Raw genomic sequence first — 22,606 nt, 5'->3', positions numbered from 1 at the left:
TTCAGGTTGATGGTTCACCGGTGGGAAGGGACCGAGCCATGCCACGGCCTGTCCTCGAAAGGACGACCAGGATCCCCTCGGTCTCCTTCCCACTTCAGACATAGCATGGGAACAACACACAGGATCCTCGGGTCTGCGCTGCGTCGCTTCGCTCCTTGCTCCGCCCGTGGATGACGAAGTGATGGGCGTTTCGGCTAATCCCCAAGGTCTGCGGCAATCAAACGACTGGGAAGTTGATCCCGTGCTTGCGCATTTGGCGGGACACTACCCCTTCGGCTTCAGCCCATCCAAGAACAGCTGCTCCAAGAACCTTGCCGCATCCTCGAAGCGGCCGTCGCCGCCGCGGTTCGGCCCGAGCACGGCGCGGACCTGGACGTCGAAATCGGCATAGTGCTGCGTCGTCGCCCAGATCGAGAAGATCAGGTGCCAGGGGTCGGTGCGGGCGATCTTGCCGGCGCGCATCCAGCCCTTGATGACGGCGGCCTTCTCGTCGACCAGCGTTTTCAGGTCGCCGGCCAGCAGCGGCATGATGCGCGGCGCGCCTTGCAGGATCTCGTTGGCGAACAGCCGGCTCTCGCGTGGAAAGTCGCGCGCCATCTCCAGCTTGCGCCTGATGTAGCTGCGCAGTTCGGTAAGAGGATCCCCAATGTCGTCGAGTTCGCGCAGTGGCGCCAGCCAGGTGTCGAGCAGGCGCTGCATCAGCGTTTCGTGGATGTCTTCCTTGCGGCGGAAATAATAGAGCAGGTTCGGCTTCGACATGCCGGCGGCTTCGGCGATCTGGTCGATGGTCGAGCCGCGGAAACCGTTGGTGGAGAAAACCTCGAGCGCCGCCTCCAGGATGAGTTCGCGCTTTTCCTGTTGGATGCGGGTACGGCGAGGGGCGTCCGTGCTGGTTGTCATCGTTGCCAGCCCTCGCGTTGCCAAACCTCGCGTTCAGGGTCATCTGGACCAATTCTCTGGACCAGTTTTTCCCTAGCCTGTGGAACGCACTTCAGGTGCCGCATTTCCGCTAGTAATCCCTTGACCGCCGACAGGGCGGTGCTAACGTTTGTCCAATCGGTCAAAAATTTGCGTAGCATGAAAACGCAGCAAAGACCAAGCGTTGGGCGCACCGAAACAGATTACAAGGGGAAGTCCTGGTCATGTCCAACCGGCTGAAAGTCACGCCGAACGATCTCAGCGCATTCTGGATGCCGTTCACGGCAAACCGGCAGTTCAAGCAGGCGCCGCGCATGATGGTGTCCGCCAAGGACATGCATTACACGACCAGCGACGGCCGCAAGGTGCTCGACGGCACCGCCGGTCTGTGGTGCGTCAATGCCGGCCACTGCCGTCCGAAGATCACCGAGGCGATCCAGCATCAGGCGGCCGAACTCGATTATGCGCCGGCTTTCCAGATGGGCCATCCGATCGTCTTCGAGCTGGCCAACCGCCTGGTCGACCTCGCGCCTAAGGGCATGGACCATGTCTTCTTCACCAATTCCGGCTCGGAATCGGTCGAAACCGCGCTCAAGATGGCGATTGCCTATCATCGCGTGAAGGGCGAGGCTTCGCGTACCCGCCTGATCGGCCGCGAGCGCGGTTATCACGGCGTCAATTTCGGCGGAATCTCGGTCGGCGGCATCGTCACCAACCGCAAGATGTTCGGCACGCTGCTCGGCGGCGTCGACCATATGCCGCACACGCATCTGCCGGAAAAGAACGCTTTCACCAAGGGCGTGCCGGAGTATGGCGCCGAACTCGCCAACGAACTGGAGCGTATCGTCGCCCTGCATGACGCTTCCACGATCGCCGCCGTCATCGTCGAGCCGGTCGCCGGCTCCACCGGCGTCATCCTGCCGCCGAAGGGCTATCTCGAGAGGCTACGCGAAATCTGCACCAAGCATGGCATCCTGTTGATCTTCGACGAGGTCATCACCGGTTTCGGCCGTCTCGGCACGCCGTTCGCCGCCGACTATTTCGGTGTCACGCCCGATATCATGACCACCGCCAAGGGCGTCTCCAACGGCGTCATCCCGATGGGCGCGGTGTTCGTGAAGAAGGAGATCCACGACGCCTTCATGACCGGCCCCGAGCACATGATCGAGTTCTTCCACGGCTACACCTATTCGGGCAACCCGATCGCCTGCGCGGCTGCACTCGGCACGCTGGACACCTACAAGGAAGAGGGCCTTTTGACCCGCGGCGAGGAGCTGGCGCCGTACTGGGAAGACGCGCTGCATTCGCTGAAGGGCGAGCCGAACGTCATCGATATCAGGAACATCGGCCTGATCGGTGCGATCGAGCTGGCGCCGATCGCCGGCCAGCCGACCAAGCGGGCCTTCTCGGCCTTCGTCAAGGCGTTCGAGCGCGGCGCGCTGATCCGCACCACCGGCGACATCATCGCACTGTCGCCGCCGCTGATCATCACCAAGGGCCAGATCAACGAATTGATCGACCATGTGCGCGATGTGCTGAGGTCGATAGATTGAAGAACTGGACGCGGATATCCCTCCCCCTCGAGGGGAGGGTGGCCGCGAAGCGGTCGGGTGGGGTCGGTGCGGCAGTGCGCCGACCTGATCTTTTGCTGCGCGGTCTCTGCTGATGCCCCGTACCCGCGTGAGCTTCGAAATGCGCCAGAAGGCGCGCGCGGTTCGAGTTCATGCGACCAAGGGCGAATCCCTGCTGTGGTATGAACTGCGTGAGCTGAAATCGAGCGGCATCAAGTTTCGCCGCCAGTGCCCGATTGGGCCTTATATCGTCGACTTCGCTTGCCTCGCGGTGAAGCTGATCGTCGAGGTCGATGGTGACCTGCACGAACACGAGAAGGGCAAGCGGCACGATGCCGTTCGCGATGCCTATTTGCGCTCGCTCGGGTTTGACGTCTTTCGCGTTGACGAGCCGGATGTCATAAACAACGCTTGGCATGTCGCGCAGCTGGTCAAGGGGAAGGTTGAGCATATGTCAGCCGACCCCACCCGACCGCTTCGCGGCCACCCTCCCCTCGAGGGGGAGGGGGACGCCCCGCAATCGATGAGGTTTTAGGCATGGCCGCACCCGGCGAGAATCTGCGAATCAATTCAGACCGTTTGTGGGATTCCATCATGGAGATGGCGAAGATCGGCCCCGGCATTGCCGGCGGCAACAATCGCCAGACCGTGACCGACGAAGACGGCGAAGGGCGGCATCTGTTCAAGCGCTGGTGCGATGCGGCCGGGCTCGAAATGGGCGTCGATGAAATGGGCACGATGTTTGCCCGCCGCGAAGGCACCGATCCCAGCCTGCCGCCGGTCTATGTCGGCAGCCATCTCGATACGCAGCCGACCGGCGGCAAGTATGACGGCGTGCTCGGCGTGCTGGGTGGGCTTGAAGTGGTGCGCTCTCTCAACGATCTCGGCATCAAGACCAAACATCCGATCGTCGTCACCAACTGGACGAACGAGGAGGGCTCGCGCTTCGCGCCGGCGATGATGGCGTCCGGCGTGTTCGCCGGCGTGCTCGACCAGGCCGATGTGTACGGGCATGTCGACAAACAGGGCAAGAAATTCGGCGAGGAACTCGAGCGCATCGGCTGGAAAGGCAGCGAGAAGGTCGGTGACCGCAAGATCCACGCCTTCTTCGAACTGCATATCGAACAGGGTCCGATCCTCGAGGACGAAGATATCGACATTGGTGTCGTCACCCATGGCCAGGGCCTTAAATGGCTGCAGGTGACGCTGACCGGCAAGGAAGCCCACACCGGCTCGACGCCGATGCCCAAGCGCCGCAATGCCGGGCTCGGCATGGCGCGGGTGATCGAACTGGTGCACGAGATCGCCATGGACTACCAGCCCGATGCCGTCGGCGCGGTCGGCCACATGGAGGTCTATCCCAATTCGCGCAACATCATCGCCGGGCGCACCGTCTTCACCGTCGATATCCGCTCGCCGGAAAAGGAAGTGCTGGACGCGATGGATGGCCGCATCCGCGAAGGCATCGACACGATCTGCGATGCACTCGACATCCGCTACGAGATCGACCAGGTCGGCGCTTTCGATCCGGTGACCTTTGATGCCGGCTGCGTCAAGGCGATCCGTGATGCCGCCGAACGCCTCGGCTATTCCCACCGCAACATCGTCTCCGGCGCCGGCCACGACGCCTGCTGGATCAACCGCGTCGCGCCCACCGCCATGGTGATGTGCCCTTGCGTCGATGGCCTCAGCCACAACGAGGCCGAGGAGATCAGCAAGGAATGGGCCTCGGCGGGCGCGGACGTTTTGTTCCACGCGGTGGTGGAGACGGCGGAGATCGTCGGGTGAGAGGTCGGCGCTGTACCCCCATCCCTAACCCCTCCCCACAAGGGGGAGGGGGACTTCCGTTGGTGCTAATCTTGGCAAATTGTCTACGTTTCCACACCGAGAGGAAAGTTTGGGCTCGCGGCAGCGTTCCCTCCCCCTTGTGGGGAGGGTTAGGGTGGGGGTCCACCTTCGCAAGAATCCTTTTTATGCATTCTTTCAAAGGCTTTGAACGTCGGGCTGTGATAGCGCGACGCCAAGTCTCCCTCCCTTGCGGGGAGCGATTGAGGGTGGGGGGTACTCTTGGCACCGACCGGAATTGATCCTGCTGCTATCGAACGTGCCAGGGTCCTGCGTCGGAACATGACGGAAGGCGAGCGGAAGCTCTGGTCCGAGTTGAAGGAGTTCCGTCGCCTATACGGTTTACACGCCAGAAAGCAGGCACCGATCGGCCCTTACGTTGCTGACTTTGTTCTGCATGAGAAGAACCTCGTTATCGAGGTGGATGGAGAGCATCACTTCACGCCGGAGCAAATGGAGAAGGATCGGACACGCGACGCATGGTTTGGCCGACAGGGCTATCGTGTATTGCGGTTTTCGACCGGAGATCTGGCGAACTCTTTCGATGGTTGCATCGAGGAGATATTGGGAGAAGTTGGAGTCATGTAGCGCCGCCGCTTCGGTCCTGAACCGATCTGAAACACTACCGAGACGCTCGTAAGAAGCGCGGCAAGAACAAGGGAACAACCAATGACCAAAGTCATCCGAAACGGCACCATCGTCACTGCCGACCGCACCTGGAAGGCCGATGTGCTGATGCAGCCCGGCAAGATCGTGGCCATCGGTTCGGGCCTGCATGGCGACCACGAGTTCGATGCCACCGGCTGCTATATCATGCCGGGCGGCATCGACCCGCACACCCATCTCGAAATGCCGTTCATGGGCACCTATTCGGCCGATGATTTCGAATCCGGCACGCGCGCGGCGCTCTCCGGCGGCACGACGATGGTGGTCGATTTCTGCCTGCCGGCGCCGCAGCAGTCGCTGCTCGAAGCCTTGCAGATGTGGGACAACAAGACCTCGAAGGCGTCGTGCGACTACTCCTTCCACATGGCGATCACCTGGTGGGGCAAGCAGGTGTTCGACGAGATGGCCACTGTCGTCGACAAGGGCATCACCTCGTTCAAGCATTTCATGGCCTACAAGGGCGCGCTGATGGTCGACGACGACGAGATGTATGCGTCGTTCCAGCGCTGCGCCGATCTCGGCGCGCTGCCGCTGGTGCATGCCGAGAATGGCGACGTCGTTGCCGCCCTGTCGCAGAAGCTGCTGGCTGCCGGCAACAACGGCCCGGAGGGCCATGCCTATTCGCGGCCGCCGGAAGTGGAAGGCGAGGCGACCAACCGCGCCATCATGATCGCTGACATGGCCGGCGTGCCGCTCTATGTCGTGCATGTCTCCTGCGAGCAGAGCCACGAAGCGATCCGCCGGGCGCGTCAGAAGGGCATGCGGGTGTTCGGCGAGCCGCTGATCCAGCATCTGACGCTGGACGAGAGCGAGTATTTCAACAAGGACTGGGATCATGCGGCGCGCCGCGTGATGAGCCCGCCCTTCCGCAACAAATTGCACCAGGATTCGCTGTGGGCCGGCCTGCAGGCGGGATCACTGCAGGTGGTGGCGACCGACCATTGCGCCTTCACCACCAAGCAGAAGCGCAACGGCGTCGGAGATTTCACCAAGATCCCGAACGGCACCGGCGGCCTCGAAGACCGCATGCCGGTGCTGTGGACGACAGGCGTCAACACCGGCCGACTGACGATGAACGAGTTCGTCGCGGTGACCTCGACCAACATCGCCAAGATCCTCAACATGTATCCGAAAAAGGGCGCCATCGTCGAAGGCGCGGATGCCGACATCGTCGTCTGGGATCCCAAGCGAAAGAAGAAGATCACTTCTAAGCAGCAGCAGTCCGTCATCGACTACAACGTGTTCGAAGGGTTCGAGGTGACCGGTCTGCCGCGGTTCGTGTTCTCGCGTGGCGAACTGTCGATCCAGGAGGCCGAGATCAAGGCCAAGCCCGGGCATGGAGAATTCGTCGGCCGCGAGCCGAATGCGGCGGTCAACCGGGCGCTGTCGACGTGGAAGGAAATCTCCGCGCCGCGCAAGGTGGAACGCACCGGCATCCCGGCGACCGGGGTTTGAGCTTGGCGCGTTCGGCCGCGCTCATTTCGTTGGTGGTGGCGGCAAGTGTCGCTGGTCCGGCAGCAGCGGACGGCCTACTGGCCGGCTCCTGGGGCAATGATGTCGGCTGCGCCGGCGTCAAAGCCGGTTATCAGGAGAGCGATGCCTATATCGTGCTGACCGCCGAAGGCATCGAGACCTATGGCAGCGGCTGCCGGTTCACGCAGCAATTGACATCGGTGCTGGGCGCGCAATCGCTTGGCGCGACCTGTTCGGCGGAAGGCGAGGCGGGAACGACAATCGAAACCGTCGTGGTCACCAACAAGGGAGAGGATGGTTTCTTCGTCACCATCCCCGGCCTTGAGGAAATGGGGCCGCTGCAATTATGTTCGTGACGGTGCCGATGGCGGCCATTCCGTCGATGCTGGCCTCACGCGACCAGCGCATCCAGTTCCGGCAGCAGGACGACGCTTTCCTGTTCGTTGGGATCGGTGCGCGCAATGACGGCCGAAGACGGGGCGCTGCTCAGATTGGCCGGCAGATGCGGCACGCCGGCGGGAATATAGAAAAGGTCGCCGGCCTTGGTGACGATATGATGCTCGAGCCGGTCGCCGTACCAAGTGTGGACTTCGCCGGAGAGCACATAGATCGCCGTCTCGTGGCTCTCATGCATATGCGCCTTGGCGCGCGCGCCGGGCGGGATGGTGAGCATGTGCATGCAGATGCCGGAGGCGCCGACGGTTTCGGCGGTAATGCCGGCGAAATAGGTCAATCCCTGCTTGCCTTCATAAGTGCTTTCAGGGCGGATAAGATGACAAGTGGGTTTGGGCGACATCGGGGAAACTCCGGGCGTCGATCGAGTGGGACAAGACCAATGGGACAGGGCGAGTGGAAAACAACATCGCGATAAAAGCAATCGGATTCCAGCCGCCGCAGGGACGGAAACAGGCAGGCGGCAGCCGATGACGGGGACTTCGCCAGCCGTCGTCGCGGCAAGCAAACTCGGACTGACCTTCCAGACCAATGACGGGCCGGTGCAGGCGCTGTCCAATGTCGATCTCACCATCGGCAAAGGGGAGTTCGTCTCCTTCATCGGGCCTTCGGGCTGCGGCAAGACCACGCTGCTGCGCGTCATCGCCGATTTGGAGAAGCCGACCTCGGGGACGATTTCGGTCAACGGCATGACAGCAGAGCAGGCGCGCGAGAAACGCGCCTATGGCTATGTCTTTCAGGCCGCCGCGCTGTTTCCCTGGCGGACGATCGAGCGCAATGTCGGGCTGCCGCTGGAGATCATGGGTCTGTCCAAGGCGGAGCAAGGCGAGCGTATCAAGCGCACGCTCGAGCTCGTCAACCTCTCTGGCTTCGAGAAGAAATATCCCTGGCAGCTTTCGGGCGGCATGCAGCAGCGCGCCTCGATTGCCCGTGCGCTGGCCTTCGACGCCGACCTGCTGCTGATGGACGAGCCGTTCGGCGCCCTTGACGAGATCGTGCGCGACCATCTCAACGAGCAATTGCTGGAACTGTGGGGACGCACCAACAAGACGATCTGCTTCGTCACGCATTCCATTCCGGAGGCCGTCTATCTGTCGACGCGCATCGTCGTCATGTCACCGCGGCCGGGCCGCGTCAGCGACATCATCGAATCGACGCTGCCGAGAGAGCGGCCGCTCGACATCCGCGAGACGCCGGAGTTTCTGGCGATCGCAGCGCGCGTGCGCGACGGGCTGCGGGCAGGGCACAGCTATGATGATTGAGCGGGTGCAGGGTGATCTGCCTCCTCTCCCCACCGGGGAGAGGGTGGCTGGAGCGAAGCGGAGGTCGGGTGAGGGGGCGGCCACCCGCGCCTTCGTCATCCTAGGGCGGAGCAACGGCGAAGCGGCCTGCGTAAAGCGAGCGGCCACCCACGCCTTCGTCATCCTAGGGCGGAGCAGGCGCGAAGCGGCCTGCGTAGACCCTAGGATCCATGCCGTGACGTCTGCCGAAAGGCCAAAACGGGTGAGAATATCGGCCAAGCAGGGCGAGGCACAGGGAGCCATGTTCCGCACCGTTGCGGAGCGCAGAGGTAACGGCATGGATCCTAGGGTCTGCGCCGCGTCGCTTCGCTCCTTGCTTCGCCCTAGGATGACGAACGCGTGGTGGGTCGCTCGCGTTACGCAGAGCGCACGCCTGTCCGGCGAGGTCTGCTGATGGACACCTTCCGCGACAAACTCATCCCCGTCACCTCCATCCTCGCTGGCGTGGTCGTGCTCTGGTATGTTTTCGCCGTCATCCTCAACGCGCCGTTCCAGCGCGATCTCGACCGCCGTGCCGGTGAAACCTCCACGTTCAGCGAACTCATCGGCAAGACGCTGTCGCAGCCGAAGCCGACATTGCCGGCGCCGCACCAGGTGGCGGTGAATTTCTTCGAGAACACCTTCCAGCGGCCCATCACCTCGAACCGCAGCCTCGTCTACAATGCCTGGGTGACGCTATCGTCGACGCTGCTCGGCTTTGCCTTCGGCACCGCGCTCGGCATCATCATTGCGGTCGGCATCGTGCATGTGGCGACGCTCGACCGCAGCCTGATGCCGTGGATCATCGCCTCGCAGACCATCCCCATCCTGGCGGTGGCGCCGATGATCATCGTTGTGCTGGGGGCGATCGGCATCAGCGGCCTGATCCCGAAGGCGATGATCTCCACCTATCTGTCGTTCTTCCCGGTGACTGTCGGCATGGTGAAGGGGCTGCGCTCGCCCGAGATCATGCATCTCGACCTGATGCACACCTACAATGCCAGTCGCGCGCAGACCTTCTGGAAGTTGCGCGTGCCGGCTTCGGTGCCGTTCCTGTTCACCTCGATGAAGGTGGCGGTGGCGGCAAGCCTGGTCGGCGCCATCGTTGGCGAACTGCCGACCGGCGCTGTCGCGGGCATCGGTGCCAAGCTTTTGGCGGGCGCCTATTACAGCCAGTCCATCGACATCTGGTCGGCGCTGGTCGCCGGTTCGGTGGTGGCCGCACTTCTGGTCATGGTGGTCGGCATTGCCGGGCGTATCGTCGACCGCGCCATGGGCGGGAGGCCGGCATGAACTGGCTGAAACCCTCCTGGCAAGCGGTGCTGGCGATCGTGCTGTGCGTGATCGCTGTGGCGCTCGGCCCGATCGCCGCGCCGAAAGTGGATGCACTGGCGCAGCCCGCAGGGACGTTGATATATCCCTATGCGGCGACGAACTGGCTGATCTTTGGCGTGCTGCTTGTCGCCGCTTTGATCTCGATGGCCAGAATACCGTCCATCGTCGAAGCCGTTGTGCTTTTCATCGGCGCGCATCTGGTCGCCTGGCTGCTGATTGGTGGCGTCGCCGGCTTCGAAGGTCTGGCGCGGGCGCCGTATTTCCTGCTGCTCACGGCTGCCTGGCTGCTTGGCTGGCGCTGCGTGGCGGTGCTGTCGTCGTTGCGTCCTTTCGCCAAATGGGCTCGCACCGCGCTGCGCCTGATCATCCCGGCCATCTTCGGCGCCTGGATCCTGATCATCTGGGAAGCGGTGACGCGCGGGGCCGGCATACCCTTCATCCTGCTGCCGCCGCCAAGCGCCATCGGCGCACGCATCGCCGGTTCGCTGCCGGTGCTCGGCGCCGATGTCCGCCAGACCATCTTCAAGGCGATGATCTTTGGCTACGTCGTGGGCAGCGGCGCCGGCTTCATCACCGCGGTCCTCGCCGACCGTGTGCCGTTCCTGCGGCGCGGGCTCTTGCCTATCGGCAACATGGTCTCGGCGCTGCCGATCATCGGCGTGGCACCGATCATGGTCATGTGGTTCGGCTTCGACTGGCAGTCCAAGGCGGCGGTGGTCATCATCATGACCTTCTTCCCGATGCTGGTGAACACGGTCGCCGGCCTTGCCGCCTCCGGCCACATGGAGCGCGACCTGATGCGCACCTATGCGTCGGGCTACTGGCAAACCCTGCTGAAGCTCAGGCTGCCGGCCGCCGCGCCCTTCATCTTCAACGCGCTGAAGATCAACTCGACGCTGGCGCTGATCGGGGCCATCGTTGCCGAGTTCTTCGGCACGCCTGTCGTCGGCATGGGCTTCCGCATCTCGACCGAGGTCGGGCGGATGAACATCGACATGGTCTGGGCCGAAATCGCAGTTGCAGCACTTGCGGGTTCGGTCTTTTATGGCGTGGTCGCTCTTGTCGAAAGAGCCGTCACGTTTTGGCATCCCTCTGTCCGTGGTGGATAGGGGCGGTGGGTTTAGGGCACTAACTTCAGAGGGTAAAAAAATGAAAAGACTGATTATTCCCGTTCTGGCCGGCGCGATGTCGCTCGCCGCGTTCCAGGCAATGGCCGCCGACAAGGTGACGTTGCAACTGAAATGGGTCACGCAGGCCCAGTTTGCCGGCTACTATGTCGCCAAGGCCAAGGGTTTCTATGAGGCCGAAGGTCTCGACGTCGACATCAAGCCGGGCGGTCCCGATATCGCGCCCGAGCAGGTGATCGCCGGCGGCGGCGCCGATGTCATCGTCGACTGGATGGGCGGTGCGCTGGCTGCCCGCGAAAAGGGTGTGCCGCTGGTCAACATCGCCCAGCCGTTCAAGAAGGCCGGCATGGAGCTGGTCTGCCCGAAGGACGGCCCGATCAAGACCGAAGCCGACTTCAAGGGTCACACGCTCGGCGTCTGGTTCTTCGGCAACGAGTATCCGTTCTATGCCTGGATGAACAAGCTCGGCCTCAAGACCGACGGCGGCCCGGACGGTGTCACCGTCTTGAAGCAGAGCTTCGACGTGCAGCCGCTGATCCAGAAGCAGGCGGATTGTATCTCGGTCATGACCTACAACGAGTACTGGCAGTTGATCGACGCCGGCTACAAGCCCGAACAGCTGACCGTGTTCAACTACTCGGCCATGGGCAACGACCTGCTCGAGGACGGGCTCTATGCGTCTGAAGACAAGCTCAAGGACCCGGCCTTCGAAGACAAGATGGTGCGTTTCGTGCGCGCCTCGATGAAGGGCTGGAAATACGCCATCGACAACAATGACGAGGCCGCGGGCATCGTCATGGACGGCGGCGGCCAGGACGAGAACCACCAGAAGCGCATGATGAGCGAAGTCGCCAAGCTGATCGACAATGCCGACGGCAAGCTCGACCCGGCGACCTACGAACGCACCGCCAAGGCGCTACTCGACCAGAAGATCATCACCAAGGAGCCGACCGGCGCCTACACCACTGCCATCACCGACAAGGCCGTGAAGTAAGCCTAGTCGGCAACACATCTATCCAGAAAGCGGCGCCTCCGGCAGAAATGTCAGAGGCGCCGTTCTTTTATGGTGTTCATGACGAAGCTGGTTTCGATCGAGGCGACGCATTTCAGCCGCGCGATCTTTTCCTTGATGAAGCGCTCGTACTGTTCGAGGCTTCCCGTCACCACCTTCAGCACATAGTCGCGCGAGCCGGTGACGAGGTGGCGTTCCAGCACCTCTCCCCAGCCGCGTATCGCGTCCTCGAACATCACGATCTCGTCCTCGTTCTGGCGGCTGAGCCGGATGGTGGCGATGGCGACCATGTTCCAGCCGAAGGCTGAGGGATCGACCAGCGTGGTGTAGCCCCTGATAATTCCGGTCTCCTCCAGCCGCCGCACCCGCCTCAGGCAGGGCGACGGCGACAGGCCGATCCGCTCGGCAAGCTCGTGGTTGGTGATGCGGGCGTCGGCTTGCAGCTCACGCAGGATCTTGCGGTCGAAATCGTCGGCTATCTTCTGCTGCACGTTCGGTCCCTCCGGGCAATTTGTTGCGGGAATGCAGCCATGAGAGCCCAAAAATAGCAAGGACTGGTGGAACAGGATCGCATAAATTGCCGTTCAATATTTCACTCGAACAGGCAGGAAAGATCATGACCGCGCCACGCCCGTCGAAAACCCATATCGGCAACCACAAGCTCCACCCGGAGACGCTGATGCTGAGCTATGGCTTCGATCCGCAGCTTTCGGAAGGCGCGGTCAAGCCGCCGGTGTTCCTGACCTCGACCTTCGTGTTCAAGTCGGCGGAAGAAGGACGCGACTTCTTCGATTACACCTCCGGCCGCAAGGAGCCGCCGAGCGGCACGGCGTCCGGCCTGGTCTATTCGCGCTTTAACCATCCCAACAGCGAGATCGTCGAGGACCGTCTGGCAATCTATGAAGGGACGGATGCCTGCATCCTGTTTTCATCAGGCATGTCGGCGATCGCCACGACACTGCTCGCCTATATCAGTCCGGGCGACGTCATCCTTCATTCGCAGCCGCTTTACGGCGGCACCGAGACGCTTTTGACGCGCACGCTCTCCGGTTTCGGCATCGGTGCTGTCGGTTTCGCGGACGGCGTCGACGAGACGGCGGTGCGCTCCGCCGCGGATACTGCCATCGCGAAGGGCCGCGTGTCGGTCATCCTGATCGAGACGCCGTCAAATCCGACCAACAGCCTGGTCGACATCGCGCTGATGCGCAAGATCGCCGACGAGATCGGCGCGAGCCAGGGGTCGACGCCGATCGTCGTCTGCGACAACACGCTGCTCGGCCCGGTGTTCCAGCGGCCGATCGAACATGGCGCCGACGTGTCCGTCTATTCGCTGACCAAATATGTCGGCGGCCATTCCGATCTCATCGCAGGCGCCGCCATGGGCAGCAAGGCGGTCACCAAGCCGATCAAGGCGCTGCGCGGCGCGATCGGCACGCAACTCGACCCGCATTCCTGCTGGATGCTCGGCCGCTCACTGGAGACGCTGTCGATCCGCATGGAGCGGGCCAACGACAATGCGCGGCTGGTCGCCGAATTCCTGCGCGACCACGCCAAGGTCGAGAAGGTGCATTACCTGCCGTTCCTGGGCGAGGACACGCCGGCTGGCCGCACCTACAGGGCGCAATGCACTGGTGCCGGCTCGACCTTCTCCTTCGATATCAAGGGCAGAGAGAAGGCGGCTTTCGCCTTTCTCAACAACCTGCAGATCTTCAAGCTGGCGGTGAGCCTGGGCGGAACGGAGTCCTTGGCCAGCCACCCCGCGGCCATGACGCACTCGGGCATACCCTTCGAGGTGCGCGAGCGCATCGGCGTGCTGGAGACCACGGTCAGGCTGTCGATCGGGGTGGAGCACCCGGACGATCTGATCGCCGACCTGACGCAGGCGCTGGCGGCGGTCTGACGCTCCCCGTATCCGGGGTATCGCGCGGTCCATTAGTTTGCACGTAAGTGTTACTCGCGCGCAGCCATTCGCTCTTATAAGCGTTGTGCCGATACATCCGCGCGCCGGGGAGCCGTGGCTGGATGTCATCAGCAAACGGAGATTCTCATGCGTATCCAATCCTTGGCGCCGATGCTTTCGGCACTGGCCATCTCGGCGTCCTTCCTTACGGCAGCGCCGGCCCTGGCCGAGACGGTGAAGCTGAAAGCGACGCTCGACGGCGCCCAGCAGAACCCGCCGGTGACCACAAAAGGCAAGGGCACCGCAGCTCTTACCTTCGACACGGCCACGAAGAAACTCAGCTGGAACGTCAAATATTCCGGCCTCAGCGGGTCGGCGACCGCCGGGCATATTCACGGCCCAGCCGCGATGGGTGAAAACGCCGGGGTGGCGATCCCGTTCAAGGGCAAGCTCAAGAGCCCGATCAAAGGGTCGGCCGTGCTGACCGACGCGCAGGCCGCCGACCTGATGGGCGGCAAGGACTATGTCAATTTGCACACGGCAGCCAACAAGGACGGCGAAATCCGCGGACAGATCGAGGCCGCGAAATAGCGCAAGCCGCATGACAAAAAGGGGCGGGCGACCGCCTCTTTTTTTGTTTGGACTACGCCTTGTCGCGTATCTGCGTCATCGTCTTGGTCGGCGTGATCGCTTCGGGGTCGAGGCGGATTTCCACGATCGCCGGCTTGCCGCTGGCGCGGGCACGTTCGAAGGCGGGAGCGAAATCGGCGGTCTTGTCGACCGTTTCGCCATGGCCGCCATAGGCGCGGGCGAGAGCCGCGAAGTCGGGGTTCTTAAGATCGGTGGCGACGACGCGGCCGGGATATTCGCGCTCCTGATGCATGCGGATGGTGCCGTAGATGCCGTTGTTGACGACGACCACAATGATAGGCAGGTCATACTGCACGGCGGTGGCGAATTCCTGCCCGTTCATCAGGAAGCAGCCGTCGCCGGCGAAGGCGACCACGGTGCGCTCCGGAAACAGCTCTTTGGCAGCGACGGCCGCAGGCGTGCCATAGCCCATCGAGCCCGATGTCGGCGCACCTTGAGTGGCGAAGCGGCGGAAGCGGTGGAAACGATGCACCCAGGTCGCGTAATTGCCGGCGCCGTTGGTGAGAATGGCGTCGTCGGGCAGCATCTTTTCGAGGTAGTTCATGATCGGGCCCATCTGGACCGAGCCGGGGCCGCTTTCAGGTGGCGTCGACCAGTCGAGATAGGCGGCATGCAGCTTTGGTGTCTCGGCTGCCCAGGTCGGCTCCGAGGCCGGCTTGCGCTTGGCGAAAGCGTCGATGAAGGCGGACGGCGAGGCGTTGATCGCCAGTGTCGGCCTGTAGACGCGGCCGAGTTCGCCGGCGTCGGCATGGACGTGGACCAGTGTCTGGTCGGGGTAGGGGCTTTTCAGCAGCGTGTAGTCCGAGGACGGCATTTCGCCCATGCGGCCGCCGATCAGCAGCACGAGATCGGCCTGCTTGATCGCTGTCGCCAGCTTCGGATTGATGCCGATGCCGACATCGCCGGCATAGTTCGGGTGCAGATGATCGAACAGCATTTGGCGGCGGAAGGAGCAGCCGACCGGCAGTGACCAGGCCTCGGCGATCGTGCGCATCTGTGCCACGGCATCGGCGTCCCAGCGCGTGCCGCCGAGGATGACGAACGGCCGCTTGGACTTGGCCAACAATTTCTCCAACGCATCGAGTTCGGCTTCGCCGGCCCGTGTTTCCACCGGCGTGTGCGGCAAGGCGATGGGCGCCTCGACGATGCTGGTCAGCATGTCTTCCGGCAGCGAGATCACCACCGGGCCGGGGCGGCCCGACGTCGCCACAGTGAAAGCGCGGGTGACGAATTCGGGGATGCGCGAGGCGTCGTCGATCTCGACCACCCATTTGGCGATGTCGCCGAAGAACCTCTTATAATCAACCTCCTGAAAAGCCTCACGCTCCTTGGCGTGGCTGGCGACCTGGCCGATGAACAGGATGACGGGTATAGAATCCTGCATGGCGATGTGGATGCCGGCCGAGGCGTTGGTGGCGCCGGGGCCGCGGGTGACAAAGCAGATGCCGGGCTTGCCGGTCAGGCGGCCGTGGCAATCGGCCATCATCGCGGCACCGCCTTCCTGGCGGCAGACGATGGTGCGGATCGCAGAATCGTGCAGCGCGTCGAGCACCGCCAGATAGGATTCGCCGGGCACGCAATAGATGCGGTCGGTGCCGTTGGCTTCGAGCGCGTCGACGATGAGTTGTCCGCCGGTCTTCATTGTCCAGACTTCTCCAGTTCGGCAAGGATTTCTTGCGTGTGCTCGCCCAGGCGCGGCGACGGGCGCTCGTAGACCAGAGGCGTGCCGGACATCACCATCGGCGCGCGCACCGAAGGCAGAAGATTGCCGTGGCCGTCGTCGAGATCGAGCCGCATGCCGCGTGCAATGGTCTGCGGGTCGGCGAACATCTGGCCGATCGTGTTGATCGGGCTCGCCGGCACGCTGGCCGCTTCCAGCTTGGCCAGCAGCGGGTCGCGGTCAAAAACCTTCAGCGCCTCGATCATGCGCTCGCGCAACTTGACCCGGTTGGCAACCCGGGCGGGATTGGTGGCGAAGTCGGGATTGGCAGGCAGGTCGTCCAGTCCGACAGCGGCGCAGAATTTGGCGAACTGGCCGTCATTGCCGACCGCCAGGATGATGTGCCCATCCCGGACCGGCACCACCTCATACGGGGCGATGTTCATATGCGCATTGCCCATCTGCACCGGCGATTTGCCGGAGACGAGATAGTTCAAATTCTGGTTGCCGAGCGCCGAGATCTGGGTGTCGAAGAGCGCCATGTCGACGTGCTGGCCGTCGCCGGTCTGCTCGGCATGACGCAGTGCTGCCTGGATGGCGATGACCGAATAAAGGCCGGTGAAGATGTCGGAGATGGCGACGCCGGCCTTTTGCGGCTCGCGGCCGACCTCGCCGGTGATCGACATCATGCCGGCCATGGCCTGGATGATGAAGTCGTAGCCGGCGCGGGGCGCATAGGGTCCGTCCTGGCCGAAGCCGGTGATCGAGCAATAGACGAGGCGAGGGTTGATCTTGCGCAGGCTGTCATAGTCGAGGCCGTATTTCTTCAGGCCGCCGAGCTTGAAGTTCTCGATCAGCACGTCCGAGGTGGCGACCAGCCGGCGCACGGTCTCGGCGCCTTCCGGCGTCGAGAAATCGATGGCGATGGAGCGCTTGCCGCGATTGCAGGAATGGTAATAGGCGGCCGACAGGTTCTCGCCGTCCTTGCCCATGACGAAGGGCGGGCCCCATTTGCGGGTGTCGTCGCCGCCATCGGGGCTTTCGACCTTGATGACATCGGCGCCGAGGTCGGCAAGCAATTGCCCGGCCCATGGCCCGGCAAGGATGCGGGCGAGTTCGACGACGCGGACGCCTTTCAGCGGGGGCTCAGCCATGGATCACCGTGGTTGCCGCAATCACCGTGATTGCTGCGAAAGCAGAGCCTCTATCAAGCCCTGCAACGGCTGTCACGGCTCTTGCAATGGGCCAATCCGTCACGCTTTGAGGACTTCGTCGGCCCAAATGGCGAAATCATCCATGATGATGTCGCGATTCACCTCGTTCAGGCTTTCGTGGCGGGTGTCGGCGTAAACCTTTGAAACCAGATTCGAAAAGCCCATCGCGCGCATGCGGCTGGCAAGATGCGTGATCCCTTTGCCATAATCCGAGGCGGGATCCCTTTCGCCGCCGACGATGCTGACGGGCAGGTCGCGCCGGATGCCGGCAAAGCCGGCATCCTTGCCGCCGTTCAGCGCCATCGAGACCACATCGCGCCACATCGACACCGAAGCATCCCAGCCGCAGAGCGGATCGGCGATGTATTTCGCCACTTCCGCCTCGTCGCGCGACAGCCAGTCGAACAATGTGCGGTGATTGGGCACCGCCTTGCCCCAGGCCTGGAAGGTGAGCTTCGGCAGCAGACGCGATGGCACGTCGGAGCCGAGCCGCATCCGTTCCCAGGCAAGGATGCCCAGCGCCACCTGGCCGAGAAGGCCAGCTGAGAAATTGCCGTTCCAGATCGCGGCGGCATGAACGCGAGGCGAATGGCGCAACAGGTAGTTCAGCGCGACCGACGCACCCATCGAATGGCCAAACAGGATGACCGGTCTGTTTGGCTGTTCGCTGGCGATGAGATCATGGATGGCGCCGATATCGGCGATCACCTTGGCCGGGCCGTCCTTGTCGGCGAACCTGCCCAGCGGCGCGTCGGGGGCCTTGGTCGCGCCATGGCCGCGATGATCGTGGACATAGACATGGAAGCCGCGGGAGCCAAGAAAATCGGCAAAGCGGGCATAGCGCGCTGCGTGCTCGGCCAGTCCATGATTGATCTGGACGACGGCGCGTGCCCGGCCATCGGCCTGCCTGACGAAAAGATTGAGCTCGGCACCGGTTGGGGAGCGAACCACGCGCTGCTGGCTGAATGACATGCCGCCTGGTCCCGCCCTTGCATTATCGTCGTTGGCTTTGTTTGCGCCGGCCCACATTATGCGTCAATCCGGCAACCCCGCTTTTCGCGACGATGTTTCTTGCGTTCGGCCAGCAAAATATCGCAATTCTGACATGGAGACAGCTTCAGTCTGTCGCCCACTTGTCCAGCCGGGGATTTTCCATGCGTATTGCTGTCGTTTTCGGATTGGCCATGCTGGCCGCGTCGCTGGCTGGGGCGGCGCGTGCCGACGTCAAGATGAGCGGCTCCTTTGTGGCCGACGCTGCCTGTCCGGCAACGCAAGCCATCAAGAACGGCAAGAACCCCGGCAATGTCTCGACCGATGCCGGGCAGAGCTATCAGTTGCTTGCCGGCAACAAGGACACGCCGACGCATTATCTCATCCTGGTGCCGGGCGCCGATCCGGAGCGCCGCTGGGTGAAGGTCAGCTGCGGCCACGTTTCCGGCAGCAGCGCGGCGACCGTGCCGGCCGCACCTGACGGGCAAGGCAAGCCGGCGGCATCGGGAAAACCCGAATACGTCTTCGCGCTGAGCTGGCAGCCGGCCTTCTGCGAAACCAAGTCGAACAAGACCGAATGCAGGGCGCAAAGTGCCGGTGATTTCGACGCCACGCATTTCACCTTGCACGGGCTGTGGCCGCAGCCGAACGGCAATTTCTACTGCCAGGCGACAGCGAGCGACAAGGCCAACGACAATCCGGCCCACTGGAAAGACCTGCCGCCGGTCAATCTTGACGCCAACACCCGCACGGAGCTCGATCAGGTGATGCCTGGCACGGCCTCCCACCTCGATCGGCATGAATGGATCAAGCACGGCACCTGCTACGGCAAGAGCCAGCAGGACTATTTCTCCGACGCGCTCAATTTGATGCGCGCGGTGAACAGCTCGCCGGTGCGCGATCTCTTTGCCAAGAACATCGGCGGCAAGCTGACGGCGGACCAGATCCGCGGCGCTTTCGACACTGCCTTCGGGGCGGGAGCAGGGGATCGCGTGCGCGTTTCCTGCGTCATCGATCCGTCGAGCGGCAGGCGGCTGATCGGCGAACTGACGCTCGGCCTCGCGGGTCCGATCGGGCCCAACAGCTCGCTTAAGGATCTGCTGCTGGCTTCGGTGCCGACCAACAAGGCCGGCTGCCCGACAGGCAATGTCGACGCGATCGGGTTCCAGTAAGTACGGGCGGTTTCCTGGTGGCGGTTTCCACCGTGACCGGTCTTCGGCGGCAGAAGAAGTCGTAACGACAGAACTAGATCTGTGCGGATTTGGTCCGCGCAGCGGCCGTGTCGGCTTCTTGGCCGCCCGGCTCGCCGACGACGCGATCGCGGCCGGTCGACTTCGCCTTGTAGAGACGCTGGTCGGCAAGCGCGAACAGGTCGGCAAGGCAGCGCGTGGTTTCGCTGACGCTGGAAACGCCGGCGCTGACGGTGAATTCGAATCGACTGGTAGCCGCTGAAGCCTTGATCGCATGGCGAATGCTTTCGCCAAACAGCCTGGTGACCGAGTGCGGACGAGAACTGAGGATGGCGAATTCCTCACCGCCGATGCGGAACACCTGGTCCTCGGGACTGGCGACCTCGCGCAGCAGCGCGGCAACGGCTTTCAACACCTTGTCGCCTTCGGCATGGCCGAAACGGTCATTGATCGATTTGAAATGGTCGACGTCGATGATCAGCAGGCTGAGCGGCCTTGCGGTGCGCAGGCTGACCTGGACGGCGGCTTCACCGTCGGCGTCGAAGCGCCCGCGGTGCAGCAGGCCGGTCAGGCCGTCCCGTCCGACATGTTCGACCAGCGCTTCGTAGCGTTCGCGATAGGTCAGCGTATCGAAGATATCGGTCAATCCGCGCGGCGCGGTGACTTGGCGCTCCTCGAACCATTTGAGATAGGCGACGAGCATGGTGCTGAACGTCACCGCCGCCGCCATCTTGGCGAACCAGCCGCCGAAAAAGACGGCTATCGGCGCGCCGGCAACGAAATGCAGGGCGGTGAAAAACCCGGCCTGGTCGAAGGTCAGCACGCAAGCGACCGAAATCAGGATGCGCGCGAACGGCGCCTTGCGCAGATAACGCCCGAGCTTTTCATAAAGCAGGATGATCAGGATGGCATCGACGAACAGCAGCGTCGTGCCCCACACCATCAGCCAGCCCATCTGGTCGATGAAGCCGATGTCTGGAAGCCTGCCGTCGGGAAGTGCCGCGATGACGTGCAGGCGCAGCAGCAGCACCAGCCCGATCATCAGCGCATTGCCGAGCAGCAGGCCGTAGATCGGCTGACGCACAGTTGCAGCGTCCTCCTTCATATAGAGCAGCAAAAGCATCACCAGCTTGCCGGAAAACAGCACCGCCGAGCCAGGCGAGACCATGCCGAACGGCAAGGCGACGTAAAAAACGCTGGCGAGGTAGGTCTCGAGGAAGTGCATGACACCGAGCGCGCAGATGAACACGCCGAGGCCGATGCGCCTCCGGAAGCGGAAAAGCGTCACCATGACGCTGAAGTAGACGACCGCTTCGGCAAGGAGCAGGAAACTGTTCAGCAATGCCGTCGACCCGATCTCTTTCTCGAAATCGCGAATAGCGAGCGATTCCACTCCGATCCTGTTTTGACGCCGAAGAGTTAACCGGAGATTTCAGCACGCTTCGTGCTGGTGGAAAACTTCGGCGGTTGGCGGACACTTCCGCGTGTGACCGGGCAGATATGGCAAAAGCGATTGCCGTTCGCCGCCGCATCGCCTACATAGCGGCCAACCTCCACTCAATTCGACAGATCCAGTCAGTTTTCTGGGCCAGTCAGTTTTTTCAGGGAAAGCGCGCGTGGCACGCCAGTTCATCTATCACATGGCCGGCCTCAACAAGGCCTATGGCACCAAGAAGGTGCTCGAGAATGTCCATCTCTCCTTCTATCCCGACGCCAAGATCGGCATCCTCGGCCCCAACGGTTCGGGCAAGTCGACGATCCTCAAGATCATGGCCGGGCTCGACAAGGAGTGGAACGGCGAAGCCTGGCTGGCCGAAGGCGCCACCGTCGGCTACCTGGCGCAGGAGCCGGCGCTCGATCCGGACAAGACCGTGTTCGAAAACATCATGGAAGGCGTTGCCGCCAAGACCGCGATCATCGAACGCTATAACGAATTGATGATGAACTACTCCGACGAGACGGCCGACGAGTCGGCCAAGCTCCAGGACGAGATGGACCGGCTCAACCTGTGGGATCTCGAACAGCAGGTCGAGATGGCGATGGAAGCGCTGGGCTGCCCGCCCAAGGATTCGGAAGTCACCAAGCTTTCGGGCGGCGAGCGGCGCCGTGTCGCGCTCTGCCAGCTCTTGCTGCGCCAGCCCGACCTTTTGCTGCTCGACGAACCGACCAACCATCTCGACGCCGAAACCACGGCGTGGCTGGAAAAGCATTTGCGTGCCTATCCGGGCGCCGTGATGATCATCACCCACGATCGCTACTTCCTCGACAACGTCACCGGCTGGATCCTCGAACTCGATCGCGGCCGCGGCATTCCCTATGAGGGCAACTACACCAAATACCTCGAAGCCAAGGCCAAGCGCCTCAAGCAGGAAGGCCGCGAGGACGACGCCCGACAGCGCGCCATCGGCCGCGAGCGCGAATGGATCCAGTCGAGCCCGAAGGCCCGCCAGACGAAGTCCAAGGCGCGTATCCAGGCGTTCCAGGATCTTTTGGATGCAGCCGACAAGCGGCGTCCGAGCGATACGCAGATCGTCATTCCGCATGGCGAGCGGCTCGGCAATGTGGTGATCGAGGCGGAAGGCCTGTCGAAGGGCTTTGGCGACACGCTTTTGATCGACGGCCTGGAATTCAAGCTGCCGCCCGGCGGCATCGTCGGCGTCATCGGCCCGAACGGCGCCGGCAAGACGACGCTGTTTCGCATGATCACCGGCCAGGAAAAGCCGGATGCGGGCTCAGTGCGCGTCGGCGAAACGGTGAAGCTCGGCTATGTCGACCAGAGCCGCGATGCGCTCGATCCGTCAAAGACGGTGTGGGAAGAGATTTCCGGCGGCGCCGAAGTGGTCAAGCTCGGCAAGTTCGAGGCCAACACGCGTGCCTATTGCGCGTCGTTCAACTTTCGTGGCGGCGACCAGCAGCAGAAGGTCGGCAATCTGTCCGGCGGCCAGCGCAACCGCGTGCATCTGGCCAAGATGCTGAAGACCGGCGGCAATGTGCTGCTGCTCGACGAACCGACCAACGATCTCGATACGGAAACGCTGGCCGCGCTTGAAGACGCGCTGGAAAACTTCGGCGGCTGCGCCGTCATCATCTCGCACGATCGCATGTTCCTCGACCGCCTGGCGACGCACATCCTTGCCTTCGAGGGCGACAGCCATGTCGAATGGTTCGAAGGCAATTTCGAGGATTACGAGCAGGACAAGATCCGCCGCCTCGGGCCCGATGCCGTCAACCCGCACCGCATGACCTACAAGAGGCTGACGCGGTAAGGGGGCAGGGTCCGTTGCGGACGATCGTCGTTTGACCTAAATTGGGTTGACGGAG

The 22,606-nt window shown here is 62.8% G+C and carries 21 protein-coding genes; 14 read left to right on the top strand and 7 right to left on the bottom strand.

What is annotated here, in order from left to right; translation table 11 throughout:
- Nucleotides 1–264: 264 nt before the first annotated feature.
- Nucleotides 265–900: a TetR family transcriptional regulator C-terminal domain-containing protein gene (locus EOA13_RS23325; RefSeq protein ID WP_127296058.1), complete on the bottom strand. Its 636-nt coding sequence runs from the start codon at nucleotides 898–900 to the stop codon at nucleotides 265–267.
- Nucleotides 901–1,142: 242 nt separating this feature from the next.
- Here EOA13_RS23325 and EOA13_RS23320 point away from each other — a divergent pair, with 242 nt between their 5' ends.
- From EOA13_RS23320 to EOA13_RS23290, 6 genes are all read left to right on the top strand, one after another.
- The gene (locus EOA13_RS23320; protein WP_127296057.1) at nucleotides 1,143–2,471 is read left to right on the top strand and encodes an aspartate aminotransferase family protein; all 1,329 of its coding nucleotides are present in this window, start codon (nucleotides 1,143–1,145) and stop codon (nucleotides 2,469–2,471) included.
- A gap of 139 nt (nucleotides 2,472–2,610) precedes the next feature.
- On the top strand, nucleotides 2,611–3,024 hold the full coding sequence (locus tag EOA13_RS23315; RefSeq protein ID WP_245490455.1) for an endonuclease domain-containing protein: 414 nt from the start codon (nucleotides 2,611–2,613) through the stop codon (nucleotides 3,022–3,024).
- 2 nt (nucleotides 3,025–3,026) lie between these two features.
- Nucleotides 3,027–4,277: a Zn-dependent hydrolase gene (locus EOA13_RS23310; protein WP_127296055.1), complete on the top strand. Its 1,251-nt coding sequence runs from the start codon at nucleotides 3,027–3,029 to the stop codon at nucleotides 4,275–4,277.
- 279 nt (nucleotides 4,278–4,556) lie between these two features.
- Entirely contained in the window at nucleotides 4,557–4,922 is a 366-nt protein-coding gene (locus tag EOA13_RS23300) for an endonuclease domain-containing protein (protein ID WP_127296053.1), read from the top strand.
- Nucleotides 4,923–5,003: 81 nt separating this feature from the next.
- Entirely contained in the window at nucleotides 5,004–6,455 is a 1,452-nt protein-coding gene (hydA, locus tag EOA13_RS23295) for a dihydropyrimidinase (RefSeq protein ID WP_127296052.1), read from the top strand.
- Between the two features lie 2 nt (nucleotides 6,456–6,457).
- On the top strand, nucleotides 6,458–6,829 hold the full coding sequence (locus EOA13_RS23290; RefSeq protein WP_127296051.1) for a hypothetical protein: 372 nt from the start codon (nucleotides 6,458–6,460) through the stop codon (nucleotides 6,827–6,829).
- A 35-nt stretch (nucleotides 6,830–6,864) separates the two neighbouring features.
- On the opposite strand, the gene EOA13_RS23285 is transcribed toward EOA13_RS23290, so the two are convergent.
- On the bottom strand, nucleotides 6,865–7,269 hold the full coding sequence (locus EOA13_RS23285; RefSeq protein ID WP_127296050.1) for a cupin domain-containing protein: 405 nt from the start codon (nucleotides 7,267–7,269) through the stop codon (nucleotides 6,865–6,867).
- A gap of 127 nt (nucleotides 7,270–7,396) precedes the next feature.
- On the opposite strand from EOA13_RS23285, the gene EOA13_RS23280 reads away from it, so the two are divergent.
- From EOA13_RS23280 to EOA13_RS23260, 4 genes are all read left to right on the top strand, one after another.
- Nucleotides 7,397–8,188 carry an ABC transporter ATP-binding protein gene (locus EOA13_RS23280; RefSeq protein ID WP_127272369.1) on the top strand — a complete coding sequence of 264 codons (792 nt, stop codon included), beginning with the start codon at nucleotides 7,397–7,399 and terminating at the stop codon, nucleotides 8,186–8,188.
- A 432-nt stretch (nucleotides 8,189–8,620) separates the two neighbouring features.
- Entirely contained in the window at nucleotides 8,621–9,499 is an 879-nt protein-coding gene (locus EOA13_RS23270; RefSeq protein WP_127296049.1) for an ABC transporter permease, read from the top strand.
- Nucleotides 9,496–10,650, top strand: a complete 1,155-nt coding sequence (locus EOA13_RS23265) for an ABC transporter permease (protein ID WP_127296048.1) — start codon at nucleotides 9,496–9,498, stop codon at nucleotides 10,648–10,650. Before EOA13_RS23270 ends, EOA13_RS23265 begins: the two co-directional genes overlap by 4 nt.
- Before the next feature lie 40 nt (nucleotides 10,651–10,690).
- Entirely contained in the window at nucleotides 10,691–11,662 is a 972-nt protein-coding gene (locus EOA13_RS23260) for an ABC transporter substrate-binding protein (RefSeq protein ID WP_013894623.1), read from the top strand.
- 50 nt (nucleotides 11,663–11,712) lie between these two features.
- On the opposite strand, the gene EOA13_RS23255 is transcribed toward EOA13_RS23260, so the two are convergent.
- Nucleotides 11,713–12,171 carry an Lrp/AsnC family transcriptional regulator gene (locus EOA13_RS23255; RefSeq protein WP_127296047.1) on the bottom strand — a complete coding sequence of 153 codons (459 nt, stop codon included), beginning with the start codon at nucleotides 12,169–12,171 and terminating at the stop codon, nucleotides 11,713–11,715.
- A 125-nt stretch (nucleotides 12,172–12,296) separates the two neighbouring features.
- Between EOA13_RS23255 and EOA13_RS23250 the strand changes: the two genes are divergently transcribed.
- Nucleotides 12,297–13,580: a cystathionine gamma-synthase family protein gene (locus EOA13_RS23250; protein WP_127296046.1), complete on the top strand. Its 1,284-nt coding sequence runs from the start codon at nucleotides 12,297–12,299 to the stop codon at nucleotides 13,578–13,580.
- A gap of 147 nt (nucleotides 13,581–13,727) precedes the next feature.
- Entirely contained in the window at nucleotides 13,728–14,171 is a 444-nt protein-coding gene (locus EOA13_RS23245) for a CHRD domain-containing protein (protein ID WP_023813180.1), read from the top strand.
- Between the two features lie 52 nt (nucleotides 14,172–14,223).
- Here the strand turns inward: EOA13_RS23245 and EOA13_RS23240 are convergent, their stop codons facing one another.
- The 3 genes from EOA13_RS23240 to EOA13_RS23230 form a co-directional block, all read right to left on the bottom strand.
- Complete coding sequence (locus tag EOA13_RS23240; RefSeq protein ID WP_127296045.1) at nucleotides 14,224–15,873, bottom strand: thiamine pyrophosphate-binding protein; 1,650 nt, start codon at nucleotides 15,871–15,873, stop codon at nucleotides 14,224–14,226.
- On the bottom strand, nucleotides 15,870–17,045 hold the full coding sequence (locus EOA13_RS23235; protein ID WP_127296044.1) for a CaiB/BaiF CoA-transferase family protein: 1,176 nt from the start codon (nucleotides 17,043–17,045) through the stop codon (nucleotides 15,870–15,872). Before EOA13_RS23235 ends, EOA13_RS23240 begins: the two co-directional genes overlap by 4 nt.
- Nucleotides 17,046–17,144: 99 nt before the next feature.
- A complete protein-coding gene (locus EOA13_RS23230) occupies nucleotides 17,145–18,077 on the bottom strand; it encodes an alpha/beta hydrolase (protein ID WP_127296043.1) in 933 nt (310 codons plus the stop codon).
- Between the two features lie 182 nt (nucleotides 18,078–18,259).
- Here EOA13_RS23230 and EOA13_RS23225 point away from each other — a divergent pair, with 182 nt between their 5' ends.
- Nucleotides 18,260–19,267: a ribonuclease gene (locus tag EOA13_RS23225; protein WP_127296042.1), complete on the top strand. Its 1,008-nt coding sequence runs from the start codon at nucleotides 18,260–18,262 to the stop codon at nucleotides 19,265–19,267.
- A gap of 73 nt (nucleotides 19,268–19,340) precedes the next feature.
- On the opposite strand, the gene EOA13_RS23220 is transcribed toward EOA13_RS23225, so the two are convergent.
- Nucleotides 19,341–20,627: a GGDEF domain-containing protein gene (locus tag EOA13_RS23220; RefSeq protein WP_127296060.1), complete on the bottom strand. Its 1,287-nt coding sequence runs from the start codon at nucleotides 20,625–20,627 to the stop codon at nucleotides 19,341–19,343.
- 274 nt (nucleotides 20,628–20,901) lie between these two features.
- On the opposite strand from EOA13_RS23220, the gene ettA reads away from it, so the two are divergent.
- On the top strand, nucleotides 20,902–22,551 hold the full coding sequence (gene ettA, locus EOA13_RS23215) for an energy-dependent translational throttle protein EttA (protein ID WP_013530923.1): 1,650 nt from the start codon (nucleotides 20,902–20,904) through the stop codon (nucleotides 22,549–22,551).
- Nucleotides 22,552–22,606: the final 55 nt, after the last annotated feature.

This window comes from Mesorhizobium sp. M7A.F.Ca.US.011.01.1.1, from assembly GCF_003998295.1.
Lineage (GTDB): Bacteria > Pseudomonadota > Alphaproteobacteria > Rhizobiales > Rhizobiaceae > Mesorhizobium.
The sequence above is the reverse complement of the archived record's forward strand: the minus strand, read 5'-3'. Positions and strand labels throughout refer to the sequence as shown.